Origin of the sequence: Nesterenkonia maliinae (genome assembly GCF_051262655.1) — a bacterium.
Taxonomy (GTDB): domain Bacteria; phylum Actinomycetota; class Actinomycetes; order Actinomycetales; family Micrococcaceae; genus Nesterenkonia.
Genome location: NZ_JBIMEY010000009.1, coordinates 37,864 through 54,837, shown reverse-complemented (window position 1 = coordinate 54,837; position 16,974 = coordinate 37,864). Strand labels below are relative to the sequence as shown.

Here is a 16,974-nt window from a genome sequence, read left to right as displayed (position 1 = left end):
GGGCCGCCCCCGTCGTCGTGACCGGGGGCGGCCCTCGCCGCGTGTGCTCATCGCTCAGCGTGGATCACCCGTGGACCGCGCGATCCGAATGGGCCGGCGTCAGGCGCTCACCGATGACCGCTTCTTGCTCCATACGTCGAAGGCCACTGCGAGCACCAGCACCACGCCGCGCACGACGTTCTGAGTGGACTGGTCGATGCCCAGGATCTGCATGCCGTTCGACATCACCGCCATGATCAGTCCGCCGATGATGGCGCCCTGGACCTTGCCGACACCGCCGGTGACGGCGGCCCCGCCGATGAACGCCGCAGCGATCGCGTCCAGCTCGAACATGTTGCCCGCCGCCGGCTGCGCCGAGTTCGAACGCGCCGAGTAGACGATGCCGGCGATGGCGGCCAGCACGCCCATGTTGACGAAGAGCATGAAGTTCACCCGCTTGGTCTTCACACCGGAGAGCTTCGCCGCATCGAGGTTGCCGCCCATCGCGTAGATGTGGCGCCCGAAGACGGTGCGCTGGGTGACGAATCCGTAGATCAACACCAGTGCGGCCAGCAGGATCAGCACGATCGGCATGCCGCGGGCGTTGGCCAGCTGCCAGCCGAAGGCCATGATCACGGCCACGACGGCGAGCACCCGGATGGCGAAGAGCCACAGCGCCTCCACCGGCTGCTTGTATTCGAGCTTGCGCATCCGCCCGCGCCACTGCTGCACAGCGAAGCCGACCGAGGCCAGCGCGAAGATCAGCAGCGTGAAGACGTCATACCCGGGCCCACCGAGAAGCCCGTTGAGGAAGCCGCCAGCAATCTGTCGGTATTCCCCGGGGAACGGGGAGAGCGAGACGTTGTCAAGCACCTGCATCGCGAGACCGCGGAAGATCAGCATGCCCGCAAGGGTCACGATGAACGCGGGTATCCCCACGATCGCCACCCAGAAGCCCTGCCAGATGCCCACCAGGACACCGGTGATGAGCGCTGCGATGATGCCCACCCACCAGGGCATGCCCTCACGGATCACGACGACCGCGGCCACGCCGCCGGTGAGTGCCACCACCGAGCCCACGGAAAGGTCGATGTGGCCCGCCACGATGATCATCACCATGCCGATGGCAAGGATCAGGATGTAGGAATACTGCAGCACCAGGTTCGTGATGTTTCCGGGGCTCAACAGCGTGCCGCCGGTGAGGACCGTGAAGAGCAGCACGATGAGCACGAAGGCGATGTAGATGCCGCTCTGACGCAGATTCCGCGTCAGAAGCTCCATGAGATTAGATGTACCGGTCATGCCTCAGTCCCTCTCCATAGTCATGAGCTCCATGAGGCGCTCCTGGTTGGCATCTTCCACGGGAAGCTGCCCGGTGATCCGGCCACTGGACAGCGTGTAGACGCGGTCACACATGCCCAGCACCTCCGGCAGCTCGGAGGAGATCACGATGATCGCCTTCCCGGAGGCCGCCAACTTGTTGATGATCGAATAGATCTCGTACTTCGCTCCGACGTCGATCCCGCGGGTGGGCTCATCGAGGATCAGCAGCTCCGGTTCGGTATAGAGCCATTTGCTCAGCACCACCTTCTGCTGGTTGCCTCCTGAGAGCTTGCCCAGGACCGACATGACCGTCGGCGCTTTGATGTTCATCGACGTGCGGTAGCGATCGGCCACCGCGATCTCTTCGTTCTCGTTGATCCAGCCGCGGGGGGCGATCCGTTTCAGCGCGGCCGAGCTCACGTTGCGACGGATGTCGTCGATCAGATTCAGCCCGTAGCGCTTCCGATCTTCACTGACGTAGGCAATCCCCGCCTTGATCGCGTCGGAGACGGTCTCGATCTTCACCGGCTTCCCGTGCATATACACGGTTCCTGTGATGTCTCGGCCGTAGGACTTCCCGAACACGCTCATCGCCAGCTCGGTGCGTCCCGCTCCCATGAGGCCCGCGATGCCGACGACCTCTCCTGCACGTACGTTCAGCGCCGCACCGTCCACGACCTTGCGTTCCCGCTGGGTCGGGTGCCTGACGTGCCAGTCCTCGATGCGGAAGACCTCTTCTCCGAGGGTCACGTCCCGCCCCGGGTACATGTTCTCCATGTCCCGTCCGACCATGTCGCGGATGATCCGTCGGGTGAGATCCTCACCGTTGGCGGAGGCTTCCGCCATGTTGATCGTCTCCACGGTGCTGCCGTCGCGGATGACAGTGGTCGAGTCGGCCACCGCAGCGATCTCGCCGAGTTTGTGCGAGATGATGATGCAGGTGACGCCCTCGTCGCGCAGATCGCGGATGAGACCGAGCAGGTGGGCGGAGTCGTCGTCGTTCAGCGCGGCGGTGGGCTCGTCGAGGATGAGCAGCTTCACATCTTTGCTGAGCGCCTTGGCGATCTCGACGAGCTGCTGTTTGCCCACGCCGAGGTGACCCACCGGGGTCACCGGGTTCTCTCGCAGACCGACCTTCTCGAGCAGGGCCGCCGCCTCAAGATTGACGTCGTGCCAGTTGATGATTCCTGCGCGACTCTTCTCATTTCCCAGGAAGATGTTCTCGGCCACCGAGAGGTGCGGCACCAGCGCCAGCTCCTGGTGGATGATGACGATGCCCAGGTCCTCCGAGTCGTTGAGTGAGGAGAAGCTCACCTGCTTCGACTCGAAGTGGATCTCGCCCTCGTAGGTGCCTGCCGGATGCACGCCGGAGAGCACCTTCATCAGGGTGGACTTTCCTGCCCCGTTCTCGCCGCAGACCGCGTGGATCTCTCCCCGTTGCACCTGCAGGTTCACGTCTTGGAGCGCCACCACCCCGGGAAACTTCTTGGTGATGGAGCGCATCTCAAGGATGTTCTCATTCATGGGCCCTCCTTAGAACCTCTGCCGAAGGTCGGGCCCGGGGCTTCCGCCCCGGGCCCGACCGGCGAAACTGGTGAGCCGTGCTCAGCTCAGTGGTAGATCAGGGACGCTGATCCGGATCACTGCTGGCCGGACTCGACCTGCTCCTCGGTGTAGAAGTCGGAGTCGACGAGGATCTCCTCGTAGTTCTCCTCCAGGATCATCTCCACCGGCAGCAGGTAGGAGGGGATCACCGCGGAGCCGTTGTCGTAGCTCTCGGTGTCATTGGCCTCGGGCTCTTCGCCGTTGAGGAAGGAGTCTGCGGCGTTGACAGCCTCATCGGCGAGGTTGCGGGTGTCCTTGAAGATCGTGGAGTGCTGCACGCCGTCGGCGATCAGCGAGACCGACGCGATCTCGGCATCCTGACCGGTCACGATGGGCAGGCCGCTTTCGATGTCGTTGCCCATGCCGGCGCTGCGCAGGGCGTTGATGATGCCGCGGGAGAGCGGATCTGCCGGGGAGAGCACACCGTGGAGCTCCTCCTCACCGCGGTAGTCGCTGGTGAGCAGGTTCTCCATGCGCTCCTGGGCGGTCTCCTGCTCCCAGCGCTGGGTGGCAGCCTGTTCGATCGTGGTCTGGCCGGAGGGAACCGCCAGGGTCCCGTCCTCGATATAGGGCTCGAGCACATCCATGGCGCCGTCCCAGAAGAAGCGGGCGTTGTTGTCATCCAGGGATCCGGCGAAGAGCTCCACGTTCAACGTCTCCTCGGGGGCATCCTCGGCCTCCTCGAAGTTCTCGTCGAAGACTCCCAGGCCGTAGAGCAGCGCGTTGGCCTGCTCCTGGCCCACGGCGAAGTTGTCGAAGGTGACGTAGAAGTCGACGTTCTCGCTGTTGGTCAGCAGGCGGTCATAGGAGATCACCGGAATGTCTGCTGCTGCGGCGGCATCGAGCTGGCTGGTCAGCGCCGAGCCGTCGATGGAGGCGATGATCAGGGCGTCATACTCCTGGGTGATCATCTGGTCGATCTGCTGCTGCTGGGTGGGGATGTCGTCGTCGGCGTACTGCAGGTCAGCCGTGTAGCCCAGCTCCTCCAGGCCCTCCTCCACGGAAGCGCCATCGTTGAGCCAACGCTCGTAGGTCTGGGTCGGCATCGCGACGCCCACTGTCATGTCCTCCGGTGCGGCGTCCCCGCCACCGGCGTCATCGCCGCCGTCGCTGCCGGCGCCTCCGCCGGAGCATGCGGTGAGGCCCAAAACCAGGGCGGCCGAGACGCCCAGCATCTTCATTGATCGGTTCTGCATGATGTTTCCTCCTGGGTTTCGTGCCTGCCCCTGCGGTAGGCACGTGGTGCGAGTGAGTGGTTCATATTCCAGCGCCGGGTCTAAAGCCCCTGCGCAAGTCTGTAGTAGGCCGCGTTGTGTCGCAGCTCCTTCGCGAACCCCCGAGCCGTGGTGTCGGCATCGATGACCGCCAGCTCCATGCCCGCGATCTCCGCGAGGTCCTCGAAAGCCCCCAACCCCGCGCCGGTGGAGAGCACTGTGTGATGCGCGGCTCCAGCGGTGAGCCAGCAGGTCGCGGACGTGGCGAAGTCAGGGCGCGGCTCCCACACCGCGCGGGCCACCGGAAGGTTCGGCAGCGGCTCGTCCGGGGCCACGAGATCCACCAGGTTCGCGGTCAGCCGGAACCGTTCGCGCAGATCAGACATGGCCACCACGACGCCCTCGCCGGGATCGGTGTCGAAGACCATCCGCACCGGGTCCTCCCGGTCCCCGATGCCCAGCGGGTGGATCTCGATCCGCGGGGTGGAGGTGGTCAGCGAGGGACAGATCTCGAGCATGTGCGCGCCGAGGATCTTCTCCTTCCCCGGTGTCATCTCGTAGGTGTAGTCCTCCATCAACGAGGCACCCCCGGGCAGCCCATGACCCATGACCTTCGCGGCCCGAACGAGCAGCGCGGTCTTCCAGTCCCCTTCGGCGCCGAACCCGTAGCCGGCGCTCATGAGTCGCTGGACGGCCAGGCCGGGGAGCTGGCGCAGGCCGCCGAGGTCTTCGAAGTTGGTGGTGAACGCGGAGAACCCGCCCTCTTGAAGGAAGGACCGCATCCCGGCCTCCTGCCGGGCGGCGTAGGCCAGGGATTCCCGACGCGCCCCGCCTGCCTGAAGCTCGACCGCGACGTCGTAGTTCGCGTCGTAGACGGCCAGCAGCTCATCGACCTGGTCATCGGTGACGGCGTCGACCCGGGCCACCAGATCGTTGACAGCCCAGGTGTTGATCGAGGTGCCCAGTCGAATCTCGGCCTCGGTCTTGTCTCCCTCGGTGACCGCGACGTTGCGCATGTTGTCCCCGAAGCGGCAGACCCGCATGTTCTGCAGCGCATTCCACCCGGCCGCCGCACGAGCCCAGGTCGCCACCTCGTCCTGCACCCTGGGGTCGGTGCTGTGCCCGACCACGGTCTTCCGAGCCACCCCGGTGCGGGTCGCGATGTAGCCGAACTCCCGGTCCCCGTGGGCGGCCTGGTTCAGGTTCATGAAGTCCATGTCGATATCAGCCCAGGGCAGCGCCTGGTTGGCCTGGGTGTGGAAGTGCAGCAGCGGCTTCGCCAGGGCCTCCAGTCCGGCGATCCACATCTTCGCCGGGGAGAAGGTGTGCATCCACACGATCACCCCGAGGCAGTTCTCATCCGCGTTGGCCTCGCGTGCGGCGGTGCGGATCGCGTCGCGCTCGGTGAGCACCGGCTTCCACACGATCTGAACCGGGATCTGTTCTGCCGCGTCGAGGGCGGCGGTGACCTGCTGGGACTGCTCCGCCACCTGATCCAGGGTCTCGGGCCCGTAGAGGCCCTGAGATCCGGTGAGGAACCAGATCGACTTGCCCTCGAAGGGCGAGGAATCCGGGGTACGAGTGCTCATGCGTGGTCCTTCTGTCCATAGACGTTCTGGTAGCGGGCGTAGAGCGCATCGATCTGGTCCTGGTCGATCCGCTGCGGATCCCCGTAGGCGCGGGCGAAGTGCACGGTGCGCGCGACCTCCTCGCAGAGCACCGCGGCCTTCACCGCCTGGCGGGCGTCGGCCCCGATGGTGAAGGGCCCATGCCGGTCCATCAGCACCGCCCTCGACCGGGAGGCCTCCAGGGTCTCCACGATCCCGCGGCCGATGGAGTCGTCCCCGATCAGCGCGAAGGGCCCGATGGGGATGTCTCCGCCGAACTCATCAGCCATCATCGTCAGCACGCACGGGATCGACTCACCCCGGGCCGCCCAGGAGGTCGCGTAGGAGGAATGGGTATGGACCACCCCGCCCACGTCAGGCATGTGCCGGTAGACATACGCGTGGGCGGCAGTGTCTGAGGACGGGGAGAGCCCGATGGAGGTGTCGTCGTCGATCTTGACCCCGTCCAGGGTGCAGACCACCATGTTCCCCGGCTCGAGCTCGTCGTAGCTGACCCCGGAAGGCTTGATCACGAACAGTCCCGACACATCACCCGAGACGTGGCCAGCAGCCTCGGCGGCGGCCTGCGCAGCCTCCTTCGGCAGGTCCACCCGGGCCGAGACGTTGCCGGCGGTCCAGGCCACCAGGTCATTGCGCGGCAGCTCGGCATGCAGCGCGGCCACAATCTCTCGGGCCTCAGCGATGGCCTCGCGGGCGGTGAGCGAGAAATCGTTCAGATGCAGGGCGTTCATGCGGTGACCTCCTGGTGGTGTGCCCGACGCCGGATGGCCTTGAGCCGGCGCATGACGTCGTTGCCGCCGCGTCCGAAGTGGTCATGCAGCGCCCGGTATTCGGCGTAGAGCTCGTCATAGGCGGCGGCCGCCTCCGGCTGAGGGGTGTAGGCGTTCTTGCGGCGTCCGCCCATGACGGCACCGGCGGCGGAGGCGTCCGGGTAGGCGCCGGCGGCGACGGCGGCGTGGATGGCCGATCCCAGGGCGGGGCCCTGGGTGGAGACGATGGTCGAAATGGGCAGCCCGGTGATGTCGGCGTAGAGCTGCATCAGGAAGGCGTTGCGCAGCAGTCCCCCGGCGACGACGAGCTCGGTCACCGGCACGCCTGAGTCGTTGAAGGCCTCGATGATGGTGCGGGTGCCGAAGGCGGTGGACTCCAGGAGGGCTCGGTAGCCGTCCTCGGGCTTGGTGGCAAGGGTCTGGCCGAGCACCAGGCCGGAGAGCTCGTGGTCCACCAGCACCGAACGGTTGCCCGAATGCCAGTCCAGGGCCACCAGTCCGTGCGCGCCGACCGGCTGCACGGCGGCCTTCTCGGTGAGCAGCTCGTGTACGCTCAGGCCCCGGCTCTCGGCTTCGGCGCTGACGCTTCCCGGCACCTGGTTCTCCACGTACCAGGCGAAGATGTCGCCGACCCCGGACTGTCCGGCCTCATAGCCCCAGAGCCCGTCGGTGATCCCGCCGTAGACGGCGCCGCACATCCCCGGCACCTCGGCGAGGCGGTCTCCGTTCATGACGTGGCAGGTCGAGGTGCCCATGATGGCGACCATCTGTCCCGGCGCCACCGCATCGGCGGCGGGGGCGGTGACGTGGGCGTCCACGTTGCCGACGGCGACGGCAATGCCCTCGGGCAGCCCGGTCCATGCGGCGGCCTCGGGGCTCAGCCCGCCGGCGCGCTCTCCGAGCTGGCCGATCCGGTGGTCGAGCTTCTCCGTTACAAAGCCGGAGAACTCGGGGTTCAGGGCGGAGAGGAACTCCGCGTCGGGGTAGCTGCCGTCCTGGTAGATGCCTTTATAACCGGCCGTGCAGGCGTTGCGCACATACTCACCGGTCAGCTGCCAGACGATCCAGTCAGCGGCCTCGACCCAGTGGTCCATGGCCGCGTAGATCTGCGGGTCCTCCTCGAGGATCTGGAGTCCCTTGGCGAACTCCCATTCGGAGGAGATGAATCCGCCGTAGCGGTTGATCCAGGACTCCCCGCGGGAGTGGGCCAGCTCATTGATCCGGTCGGCCTGCGACTGCGCGGCGTGGTGCTTCCAGAGCTTCACGTAGGCGTGGGGGCGGTCGGCGTATTCGGGCAGCTCGCTGAGCGGGGTGCCCTGGGTCGTCGTGGGGACCATGGTGCAGGCAGTGAAGTCGGTGGCGATGCCGATGACCTGTTCGGGGGCGACGCCGGCCTCGCGCAGGGCGGCCGGGACCGCGGACTTCAGCACGTCGACATAGTCACCGGGGACCTGCAGCGCCCATTCCGGAGGAAGCGGCTCCCCGCGGTGAGCGGTGAGCGTCGCATCCATGACCGCGTGCCCGTAGGCGTGGACGGCGGAGCCCAGCTCTGCGCCGTCGCTGACCCGGACCACCAGGGCCCGTCCCGAGAGCGTGCCGTAGTCGACACCGATGACGACTGCGTCAGCAGCAGGCATTGAACACCGTTCTTCCTTGAACCGAATCGGGCTCCGGGCCGGTCATGACCGCGGGCTGGTGGTGGGGTGATGTGAGTCACGTGATCCACGTCTCAGCAATGTTAACGTTAACATCGACCTTCGCGTCAAGACCCTTTCAAATTTTTCTTTCCGCTGCGGGGGCGGTGGACCCACGTTCGACCAGTTCCGGGGAGATGAAGTTCGGCACGTGGGTCAGTCCGTCGCTCACGTCGAGCAGCAGCTCCAGCGCGGCACGGCCGGCATCCTCGAAGGGCTGGCGCACCGTGGTCAGCGGTGGGGAGAAGTACCCCGCGGCGTCGACGTCGTCGAACCCGACCACCGAGATGTCCCCCGGGACCGAGAGTCCGCGTTCGGAGAGCGCACGGATCAGTCCCAGCGCGATGAAGTCATTGGAGGCGAAGATCGCGTCCGGCAGCACCGGCAAGCTGAAGAGCTGCTGGGCGGCCTCATACCCGGCCTCTGCGGTCCAGCCTGAGGCGCGGATCATCCGCGGAGCGCTGAGATCGGCGACGGCGAGCGCCTGTCGCCACCCGACCACACGTCCACGGGCGTCGAACCAGTCCATGGGTCCGGCAATGTGTGCGATCGAGCGATGGCCACAGTCGATCAGATGCTGGGTGGCCCGGCGAGCGCCGAGCTCCTGGTCGATACCCGCCACGTTCATGTTCCCGGCGGGCCAGAGCCCGGAGGTGACCAGCACCAGCGGGACCCGGGTGGAGAGCTGCTTGGCCGCCTCGGCCAGGGCGGGCACCGGGGTGATCACCACGATCCCCTCGATGCCGTGGCTGAGGAAGAAGTCCAGCGTGGAGTCCACCGTCTCGGCGCCCTGATCGCGGACCACGCTGAGCGCGGTGGCGTAGCCGCGCTGTCGAGCGGCATTCTCGATGGCCCAGGTCATCCGGGTCGGTCCGAAGTCGGTATCGCCCTGGCTGACCACCCCGATGAGTCCGGTGCTCTGGGTCTTCAGCGCTCGGGCCTGGCTGTTGCGCCGGTATCCCAGGGTGACCATGGAGCGTTCGATCCGCTCGCGGGTGTCCGGATGGACCGTCTCGGGAGCGTTGAGCACACGGGAGACGCTCTGATGCGATACACCGGCATGCTTGGCGACGTCGACCATCGACGGCCGCCTCGCACCTTTGCGCTTGGCCACGCTCACCCCGCGGCTCCTCTCCCTCGCCCGAGATGATCCTGCCACATCCGCGCGCGAGGGAGATCAGCTCGGCCCTCAGCCCCCGAAGACGGGGTGATCAGGCCGCTGCGGGCCCTTGCCGTTCCCCGGCCCGTTGCCGTTCCCCGGCCCGTTGCCGTTCCCCGGCCCGTTGCCGTTCCCGGGCCCGTTGCCCTGGCCCGGACCGCTCCCGTTGCCGTTGTTGTTGCCAGGTCCGCGCGGCGGGCCGGACTGCTCCTCCTCCTGGTCCTCCCCGTCGCCTGTGGAGCCCACGGGGGGCAGCACCTCAATACGGGTGGGGTCTGGATTCGCCGTCAGCCGAGCACCGGTGTCCTCCGGCGCCCCGCTCGTGAGCTCCAGCAGCCCGTCCATGTCGACCGACCCGTCCTCCGCGATGCTCGGTCGCAGCGAAAAGTCCATGGAGCTGAACCAGTCCTCACTGACCTGCACCGAAGAGTCATCTGCGCGAAGACCGTCGAAGTAGTTCGTGGGATCACTCAGCGCGGAGGTGTCCTCCTGGTCGAGCTGGATCGCGTCGGCACGGCCGCCGCGGAAGGAGAGCACGCCGCCGAGCTGATAATCGGTCTGCTCGGCGTTGGTGTAGAGGTTGATGTTCGACCCCTCCCGACCCTCGGTCACGGCGCCGTTGGCCACGGCGGTGACGTCCTGGACCCGGACATCGGGCCCGGAGTTCGAGGTGACGCCGCTGGCGAGGTTGTTGAAAGAGATGGAGTTGCTCAACAGGTGATCGCCGGGCATGGACTCGCCGCCCAGCTTGAACCCGTTGCCCTCACCGAGCAGGTCGAACCCGCTCTCCTCGAGCCAGCCGTTGTTATAGGCCACCGAGTCCTCGATGAGCACAGTGCCGATGGGGCCTTCAGTGGACTTCGCGTAGAGGTCCCAGCCGTCGTCGATGTTGTGGTGGGCGATGCTGTCCCGGAACTCGTTGCCCTCCCCGACCGTCAGCTTCGCGGCGAAGCCGTCGGCGTCGTTGGCCGTGGGGTCCACGTTGTTGTGCGACTCGGTGGAGAGCACCAGGTTGTTCGAGGGCCACATCTCGGTGGGCTCCTCGGCCAGGCCGGAGATCTGGACGCCGGTGTCCTGGTTGTGGTGGGATTCGATCTTTTCGATGGTGTTGTGATGGCCCTGGATCAGCAGCGGCTTCTCATAGCCGCGCGATTCGGTGATCTCCAGGTCATAGAGATGCCAGTGGTCACCGCGCAGGAGGATGCCGCCGCCCACCGATTCGGAGAGGTCCAGCGTCACCTCTGCCCCGGGTTCCGCCAGCATGGTGATGGGGTCCTCGGCGGTGCCGTCGCGTCCACGTTCGATCACGATCGCTTCCTCGGGACGGTAGGTGCCGCCGGTGAGCACGATCTGCTGCCCGGCGTCAGCGTAGGCCACCGCGGTGTGCACATCGAGCGGGCTCTCCTGGGTCCCCTCTCCCTCCGCGGAGCCATCCGGGGAGACCCAGATGGACTCTCCGGGACTGCCGTAGGAGTCCACGGTGAAGCTCAGCTCCAGCTCCACCGGCTCGCTGGATTCGAGCTCCTCGCGCTCGGTGAACTGGGGCTGCTCCTCGTCCGGGGTGAAGACCGCGGTGTAGGAATTCTCGCCCGGGTTGAGCCCCTGCAGATCCAGCAGGCCCTGTACGCCGGGGTCGAGGCGCACCGTGTCGGTCACCGCCTCGCCCTGGGCATCCACGATGGCGGCCTCACCGTGCAGGTTCGCCACCAGGGGCACCTGGATCCGATCCTTCGGCGTCGTGGAGGTGATGTCCGCGCTGAGCTCCGGGGTCACGAACTGGGCCGGCGCCTCCTCGGCAGGCGCGTCCTCCTCGGGTGCGATGGTGGTGAAGTCAAGGTCCGAGACGGTGACGGCGATGTCCCGTGCGGCGAAGACTCCCAGGGAGAAGCTCTCCGAGTCCTGGACCAGCAGCGCATCGGGGTCGTACTGGATGACCTCTTCGATCTCGCCGTCGCGCTCCCAGATGGAGTGGAACCCGGTGTTCGAGCGGCGCAGCGTGAACTCGTAGGTCTCGCCCGCCTCGAAGCGCGGCGGGTTCGCGTTGCTTCCCTCGGTGTAGTCGGCCTTGTAGTCCCAGTCGAAGGCGCGAGAGTCGCTGAGGTCGCGTGCCGCGCTCGAGGTCGAGGGGCCTTCGGTGTAGCCGTTGACGAACTTCGCACCGGGAGTGCCGTAACGGACCCCCTCCTCGCCGTCGGCGCCGAAGGTGTACTTCGCCGCCATGGTGCCGGCGGAGTTGAAGTAGCGCGCCGAGCTGTCCCCGGGGATGAAGTCGTCCACCGCGATGATGCCGAAGCCGCTCTGGTTGTCCTTCCCTGCGTCCTCGTCCACGGTGAAGCTGGCGCTGAGGGTGAAGTTCTCGCTGCTCGGGTCGATCTCGGTGTAGTGGTACCAGAAGCCGTCCTCGGAGTCGGCGATCTTGGAGTTGTTTCCGAGCAGGTCGAACTCGAGGCTGCCGTCCCCCTGTTCAGTGACCTCGCCTCCGGATCCGACGCCGGCGTGGGCAGTGTCCCACCGCTGGACCGCACCGGCCACGGTGAAGTCAAAGGCCTCCGACGACGACGTCTGCTCGCCCCGCTCGGCCGTGACCTGCAGCTCATAGCTGCCGCCCACCTCAAGGTCGCTGATCACCGCCTGGGTCTGTTCGGTGGAGTCCACCGCCGCGGTGAACTCTCGCTCTCCGAATTCCCGCACGCCCACGCTGTAGGACTCCGCTTCGGGCACCGCGTTCCATTGGGCGGTCGCCGCTGCGTTCTGATCCTGCACCTCCGTGGTGAGCACCGAGGTGATCTCAGGGGCGCTCAGCGGCAGCACGAACTCCTCGTGCAGGACCGGATCTGAGACCAGCGGCTCCTCCTGGTCCTCGCGCTCGATCTGGACCGCCACCTCATAGTCTCCGGAGGCGGGCGGAGTCAGCGCGATCGTGCCACCTTCCCCGGGGGTGACGCTGAGCTGTTCGTCGATGACTTCGCCGTCGCCGTCGAGCAGCTGGGCACGGGCACGGTCACCGCCCTCGGGGCCGACAGTGCCGCGGTAGCTGACCTGGATCCGAGCCGGGTCCTCCTGGCTGACCGCCGTCTCCTCGATGACCGGCGCGGAGACCTCCTCCCAGGCTGGCCGCTCTGGAGCGTCCTGGGCGTCGCCGAGGGAGAGCTGGTAGATGTTCACACCCGAGCTGGGCGAGGCGATCCAGTAGCTGCCGTCTGCCTCGATCTCGAACGTCTGGGCGGGGAGAATCTCCCCGGAATCGCCTCGATAGGCCGGAACCTGGTCGAGTTCGCTGAAGGACTCGTCGTAGAGGCCCAGCGCCCGGTCCTCGGCGCCGCCGCCGGACTGGGCGTAGACGGTGACCTGCTCGCCGGCCTCGGCCTCGAACTGGACCGAGCGGCCGTCTGCTCCGCCGGCGCCGTTGAGCTGCAGGCGCTGCGAGAAGGCGGTCCCCTGATCCGATTCGCGCTCGTGCTCTGAGACCGTCACGGGGGAGGAATCCGTCGCGCGGATGGTGAAGTCCCCGGCCACGAGATCTTCCTGGATGTCTCCCAACGGAAGATCGTCGGCATTGAGCGTGCCGGCCGGCGCGCTCGATGCCGCGGCCTGTGGGGCGAGCCCGGCGATCAGCAGTGCGGCGGCGCTGAAGGTCGCAAATGGTCTGCGCAGCGGACGGGATCGCGGGGTGGGTGAGTGCGACATGGATCTCCTCATCGAGATGTATGTGATCCGGTCACACTATGTATGAGCCAGGTCACACTCAATGCAGATCAGCTGTTTCGGCATGACTACTTCGACATGCGGCGATACCCCACCCCGCGCACCGCGGGCGCCGGCTACTGCACCTGGGACTGCATCTCGGCGTACATCGCCTCGGCTGCGTCGGCCGGGCTCATCCGCTCGAAGAGCACCTCGTCGTGGTACCGGTAGAGGATGTCCGGGAAGGTGGAGCCGCCCATCGCGGGCACCGGTTCGGACTCCCCGAGCTCACCCTCGATGGAGTCGATGTACTCGGCCACGGCCAGCTGCGGGCCCTCGAGCTCGGCGGAGATCAGTTCACGCATCTCGGCGTTGGGCGGAATGCCCCGTTCGGCCCGATCGATCTGCGCGGCCTCCTCCGAGTTCACGAAGAAGTCGATGAACTCCTGGGCCTGTTCCGGATGTTCGGTGCCCGCGCTGGCGGAGAGGAACATCGAGGACTTGTACCAGGGCTCTGCGGCCCCGGGCTCCCCGGTGGGGCTGGGGAAGCGCAGCAGCTCAAGGTCCACCCCGGCAGACTCCGAGAGCGCCACCGACTGGTTCGACCACCAGGGACGCATCGCAACCTCGCCGGTGGTGGTCATGGACTGGTCGGGACTCACGGCCTGATCCTCCGACATCGCCGAGGCCGGCGGGGTGCCCCCGGAGTTCATCAGCTCGAGGAAGAACTCGAAGTAGCTCTGCGCATCCTCCACGGCGAAGCCGAGCTCGCCCTCCTCGCTGCTGAGGTGCCCGCCGCGCTGGCGCACCCAGGTCTGGAAGCCGCCGGTCTCGTCGAAGTTGCCCGAGCCCCACGCATCATCGAGGTTCTCGCTGAGCTCCTGCGACATCTCGGTGTAGTCGTCCCAGGTCCAGGTGGTGTCATCGGGCAGCTCCACGCCGGCCTCCTCAAAGAGGTCCGGGTTCGCGAGCATGGTGAACGCGTTGATCCCGATGGTGACCCCGTAGAGCCCGCCCTCGGTGCGCCCGCTGTCCACCACGGTCTCTTCGAACTGGGAGACGTCGACCTCGGCCAGATCCAACAGCGCGCCGCGGTCGGCGTATTCACGCAGGTAGAGCTCGTCCATCTGGATGATGTCGGGGGCATCGTTGCCCGCGGTCTGTGTGGCCAGGGAGTCCCAGTAGCCGTCCCATTCCCGGTAGGTGGGTTCGATGGTGATCTCCGGGTGCTCTTCCTCGAAGGCGTCGATGATCTCCTGAGTGTTCTGGTGCCTGGCCTCCGAGCCCCACCAGGTGAAGCTCAGCGTGACCTCACCGTCCTCAGCGTCCGCATCCCCGGAGCCACATCCGGCGAGCAGGAGAGCGACGGCGCTCAATCCCGCCACGGCCCGCGGCAGCCCGCCGCGCAGCTTGATTCTGCGATGCTCCGTCGCTGGTCTGTGCCCCATCACCCTGCACCTCCACTCATCAGGCGCCACCCCTCCGGACGCCTCGCAGCTGCTCGCGTGGTCCGCGAGCTGAGCCCGATGCTACGTGAGCTGGATCACAAGGAAAAGGCTTGCCTGGATTCCGCGGGTCAGCGCAGCCGGGTGGAGTCGCGCAGCACCGGTGTGCCCTCGACGACCAGGCGGCGGTCCATGTCCCCGTCGGCGAGCAGCATCTCCGCACTCATCCGTCCGATCTCCTCCAGCGGCAGCCGCACGGTCGTGATGGTGGGGTGCTGATCCGCCAGCGTGGGGATGTCGTCGAACCCGGCCAGGGCGATGTCCTGGGGCACCGAGAGCCCGGCCGCCCGGACGGCCGCCAGGGCGCCGAGCGCCATCACATCGTTGACGCAGAACACGCACAGCGGTCGGCGCGACTCGGCCTGCAGCACGCCGGACTCGATGAGCTCAGACATCATCAGATACCCGCCATCCCGCGTGAATGCGCCTTCCAGCACCACCTCTGGGGCGACGGCGGAGGCGCGGAGCTTGCCCAGGAACCCGGCGGCGCGCTGCGCGGAGGTCGAGAGCGTGGGCTCCCCGGAGAGCACCGCGAAGCGGCGATGACCCTGCCGCAGGAGCGCCTCGGCAAGATCAGCGGCCCCGGACTCGTTGGCGATCTGGACTCCCCCGGCATTGGGCAGCGGCTGGCCGATCATCGCCACGCGGCCGCCGTTCGCGCGGTAGATCCGCAGCACCTGGTCCAGCAGGGCGTCGTCGGCGAGGCCTCGGGAGCCCGCAAGAAGAATCGCATCAGTCCGATATGACATGAAGGTGCGCACCGCGTCGACCTCCGCCTCGGCCCCGCGCTCGGTGGAGGCGAGCATCAGCTGGATGCCCGAATCGGCCAGGGCGCGCTGGGCTCCGCGGGCGATGGAGGAGAAATAGGGGTCAGCGATGTCGTGGACCACCAGCCCCATCAGGCCTGCGCTGGAGCGGGCCAGCGCCTGCGCCTGGGCGTTGGGGAAATAACCGAGGCGCTCGGCCGCGTCCCGCACCCGGGCCGCGATCTCGGGCTTCGGACTGCGCGCTGAGCCGTTGAGCACACGGGAAGCCGTGGACTGGGAGACTCCTGCCGCGTCGGCAACATCTGCCAGGCGTACCGCCATTGCACTTCCCTTCGATTCTTTTCCGGTGCCGTCGCAGACCCCCGCACGGGGTGCGGGGAGCTCATCGGCCACTGTGACGGTTGACACAGTGCACCTTACGATACTAGCTTGGAAAGCGCATTCCAATGCCTGTCGACCAAGGAGTCCCCCACAATGTCTGAGCCCCGCGTCCTGCGCATCGCCATGAACGGCATCACCGGCCGAATGGGATACCGTCAGCACCTGCTGCGGTCGATCCTGCCCATCCGCGACCAAGGCGGCATCACCCTGGCCGACGGGTCCAAGGTCACCGTCGAGCCCATCCTGATCGGGCGCAACGAGGCGAAGGTCAAGGAGCTGGCCGCCAAGCACAACGTCGAGCACTACAGCACCGACCTCGACGCCGTGATCAACGACCCCTCCGTGGACATCGTCTTCGACGCCTCGATGACCTCGCTGCGCTATGCCACCCTGTCCAAGGCCATCGGCGCCGGCAAGCACATCTTCACCGAGAAGCCCACCGCCGAGACCCTGGAGGAGGCCGTGGATCTGGCGCGCCAGGCCAAGGCCGCGGGCATCACCGCCGGCGTCGTCCACGACAAGCTCTACCTCCCGGGCCTGGTCAAGCTGCGCCGCCTGGTGGAGGAGGGCTTCTTCGGCCGCATCCTCTCGCTGCGCGGGGAGTTCGGCTACTGGGTCTTCGAGGGCGACCACCAGCCCGCCCAGCGCCCCTCCTGGAACTACCGGCTCGCCGACGGCGGCTCGATGACCACCGACATGTACTGCCACTGGAACTACGTGCTCGAGGGCATCATCGGCAAGGTCAAGACCGTCACCTCCAAGACCGCCACGCACATCCCGCAGCGTTGGGACGAGCAGGGTGAGGCCTACACCGCAGACGCCGACGACGCCGCCTACGGCATCTTCGACCTCGAGACGCCCCAGGGTGATCAGGTCATCGGCCAGATCAACTCCTCCTGGGCCGTGCGGGTCTACCGCGACGAGCTGGTGGAGTTCCAGATCGACGGCACCCACGGCTCCGCGGTGGCCGGTCTGAACAAGTGCGTGGCGCAGCAGCGCGCGCACACCCCGAAGCCGGTCTGGAACCCGGATCTGCCGGTCACCGAGTCCTTCCGCGACCAGTGGAGCGAGGTGCCCGCCAACGGCGACCTGGACAACGGCTTCAAGGCGCAGTGGGAAGAGTTCCTGGCGGACGCCGTCGCCGGACGCGAACACCGCTTCGGTCTGCTCTCCGCAGCCCGCGGCGTCCAGCTGGCCGAGCTCGGACTGCAGTCTGCCGCAGAACGCCGCACCCTCGACATCCCGGAGATCACGCTATGAGCACC

At 67.0% G+C, this 16,974-nt stretch carries 11 protein-coding genes; 1 reads left to right on the top strand and 10 read right to left on the bottom strand.

Annotated features, from left to right (window positions below; genetic code table 11):
* Window positions 1-99: 99 nt before the first annotated feature.
* The 10 genes from mmsB to ACHAA4_RS13670 all read right to left on the bottom strand — a co-directional run bounded on the left by mmsB (window position 100) and on the right by ACHAA4_RS13670 (window position 15,649).
* Window positions 100-1,281, bottom strand: coding sequence for a multiple monosaccharide ABC transporter permease (gene mmsB / locus ACHAA4_RS13715; protein ID WP_435774734.1), 1,182 nt, complete (start codon window positions 1,279-1,281; stop codon window positions 100-102).
* Between the two features lie 3 nt (window positions 1,282-1,284).
* Complete coding sequence (gene mmsA / locus ACHAA4_RS13710; protein WP_435774733.1) at window positions 1,285-2,826, bottom strand: multiple monosaccharide ABC transporter ATP-binding protein; 1,542 nt, start codon at window positions 2,824-2,826, stop codon at window positions 1,285-1,287.
* Between the two features lie 116 nt (window positions 2,827-2,942).
* Window positions 2,943-4,103, bottom strand: a complete 1,161-nt coding sequence (gene chvE / locus ACHAA4_RS13705; RefSeq protein ID WP_435774732.1) for a multiple monosaccharide ABC transporter substrate-binding protein — start codon at window positions 4,101-4,103, stop codon at window positions 2,943-2,945.
* A gap of 80 nt (window positions 4,104-4,183) precedes the next feature.
* Window positions 4,184-5,710 carry an L-arabinose isomerase gene (araA, locus tag ACHAA4_RS13700; protein ID WP_435774731.1) on the bottom strand — a complete coding sequence of 509 codons (1,527 nt, stop codon included), beginning with the start codon at window positions 5,708-5,710 and terminating at the stop codon, window positions 4,184-4,186.
* Window positions 5,707-6,480, bottom strand: a complete 774-nt coding sequence (locus tag ACHAA4_RS13695; protein WP_435774730.1) for an L-ribulose-5-phosphate 4-epimerase — start codon at window positions 6,478-6,480, stop codon at window positions 5,707-5,709. Before ACHAA4_RS13695 ends, araA begins: the two co-directional genes overlap by 4 nt.
* Window positions 6,477-8,156, bottom strand: coding sequence for a ribulokinase (gene araB, locus ACHAA4_RS13690; RefSeq protein ID WP_435774729.1), 1,680 nt, complete (start codon window positions 8,154-8,156; stop codon window positions 6,477-6,479). Before araB ends, ACHAA4_RS13695 begins: the two co-directional genes overlap by 4 nt.
* A gap of 136 nt (window positions 8,157-8,292) precedes the next feature.
* Entirely contained in the window at window positions 8,293-9,333 is a 1,041-nt protein-coding gene (locus ACHAA4_RS13685; RefSeq protein ID WP_435774728.1) for a LacI family DNA-binding transcriptional regulator, read from the bottom strand.
* Window positions 9,334-9,402: 69 nt separating this feature from the next.
* Window positions 9,403-13,059: a right-handed parallel beta-helix repeat-containing protein gene (locus ACHAA4_RS13680; protein WP_435774727.1), complete on the bottom strand. Its 3,657-nt coding sequence runs from the start codon at window positions 13,057-13,059 to the stop codon at window positions 9,403-9,405.
* Between the two features lie 134 nt (window positions 13,060-13,193).
* The gene (locus ACHAA4_RS13675; protein WP_435774726.1) at window positions 13,194-14,504 is read right to left on the bottom strand and encodes an ABC transporter substrate-binding protein; all 1,311 of its coding nucleotides are present in this window, start codon (window positions 14,502-14,504) and stop codon (window positions 13,194-13,196) included.
* 128 nt (window positions 14,505-14,632) lie between these two features.
* Window positions 14,633-15,649, bottom strand: coding sequence for a LacI family DNA-binding transcriptional regulator (locus ACHAA4_RS13670; protein WP_435774725.1), 1,017 nt, complete (start codon window positions 15,647-15,649; stop codon window positions 14,633-14,635).
* Window positions 15,650-15,802: 153 nt separating this feature from the next.
* On the opposite strand from ACHAA4_RS13670, the gene ACHAA4_RS13665 reads away from it, so the two are divergent.
* Complete coding sequence (locus ACHAA4_RS13665) at window positions 15,803-16,969, top strand: Gfo/Idh/MocA family protein (RefSeq protein WP_435774724.1); 1,167 nt, start codon at window positions 15,803-15,805, stop codon at window positions 16,967-16,969.
* The last annotated feature ends 5 nt before the right edge of the window (window positions 16,970-16,974 follow it).

Coding starts and splice junctions, on each gene's coding strand:
- ACHAA4_RS13695 (WP_435774730.1), bottom strand. CDS start 6,480: ATGAACGCCCTGCATCTGAACGATTTCTCGCTCACCGCCCGCGAGGCC.
- ACHAA4_RS13680 (WP_435774727.1), bottom strand. CDS start 13,059: ATGTCGCACTCACCCACCCCGCGATCCCGTCCGCTGCGCAGACCATTT.
- araB (WP_435774729.1), bottom strand. CDS start 8,156: ATGCCTGCTGCTGACGCAGTCGTCATCGGTGTCGACTACGGCACGCTC.
- ACHAA4_RS13675 (WP_435774726.1), bottom strand. CDS start 14,504: ATGGGGCACAGACCAGCGACGGAGCATCGCAGAATCAAGCTGCGCGGC.
- chvE (WP_435774732.1), bottom strand. CDS start 4,103: ATGCAGAACCGATCAATGAAGATGCTGGGCGTCTCGGCCGCCCTGGTT.
- ACHAA4_RS13670 (WP_435774725.1), bottom strand. CDS start 15,649: ATGGCGGTACGCCTGGCAGATGTTGCCGACGCGGCAGGAGTCTCCCAG.
- mmsB (WP_435774734.1), bottom strand. CDS start 1,281: ATGACCGGTACATCTAATCTCATGGAGCTTCTGACGCGGAATCTGCGT.
- araA (WP_435774731.1), bottom strand. CDS start 5,710: ATGAGCACTCGTACCCCGGATTCCTCGCCCTTCGAGGGCAAGTCGATC.
- ACHAA4_RS13665 (WP_435774724.1), top strand. CDS start 15,803: ATGTCTGAGCCCCGCGTCCTGCGCATCGCCATGAACGGCATCACCGGC.
- mmsA (WP_435774733.1), bottom strand. CDS start 2,826: ATGAATGAGAACATCCTTGAGATGCGCTCCATCACCAAGAAGTTTCCC.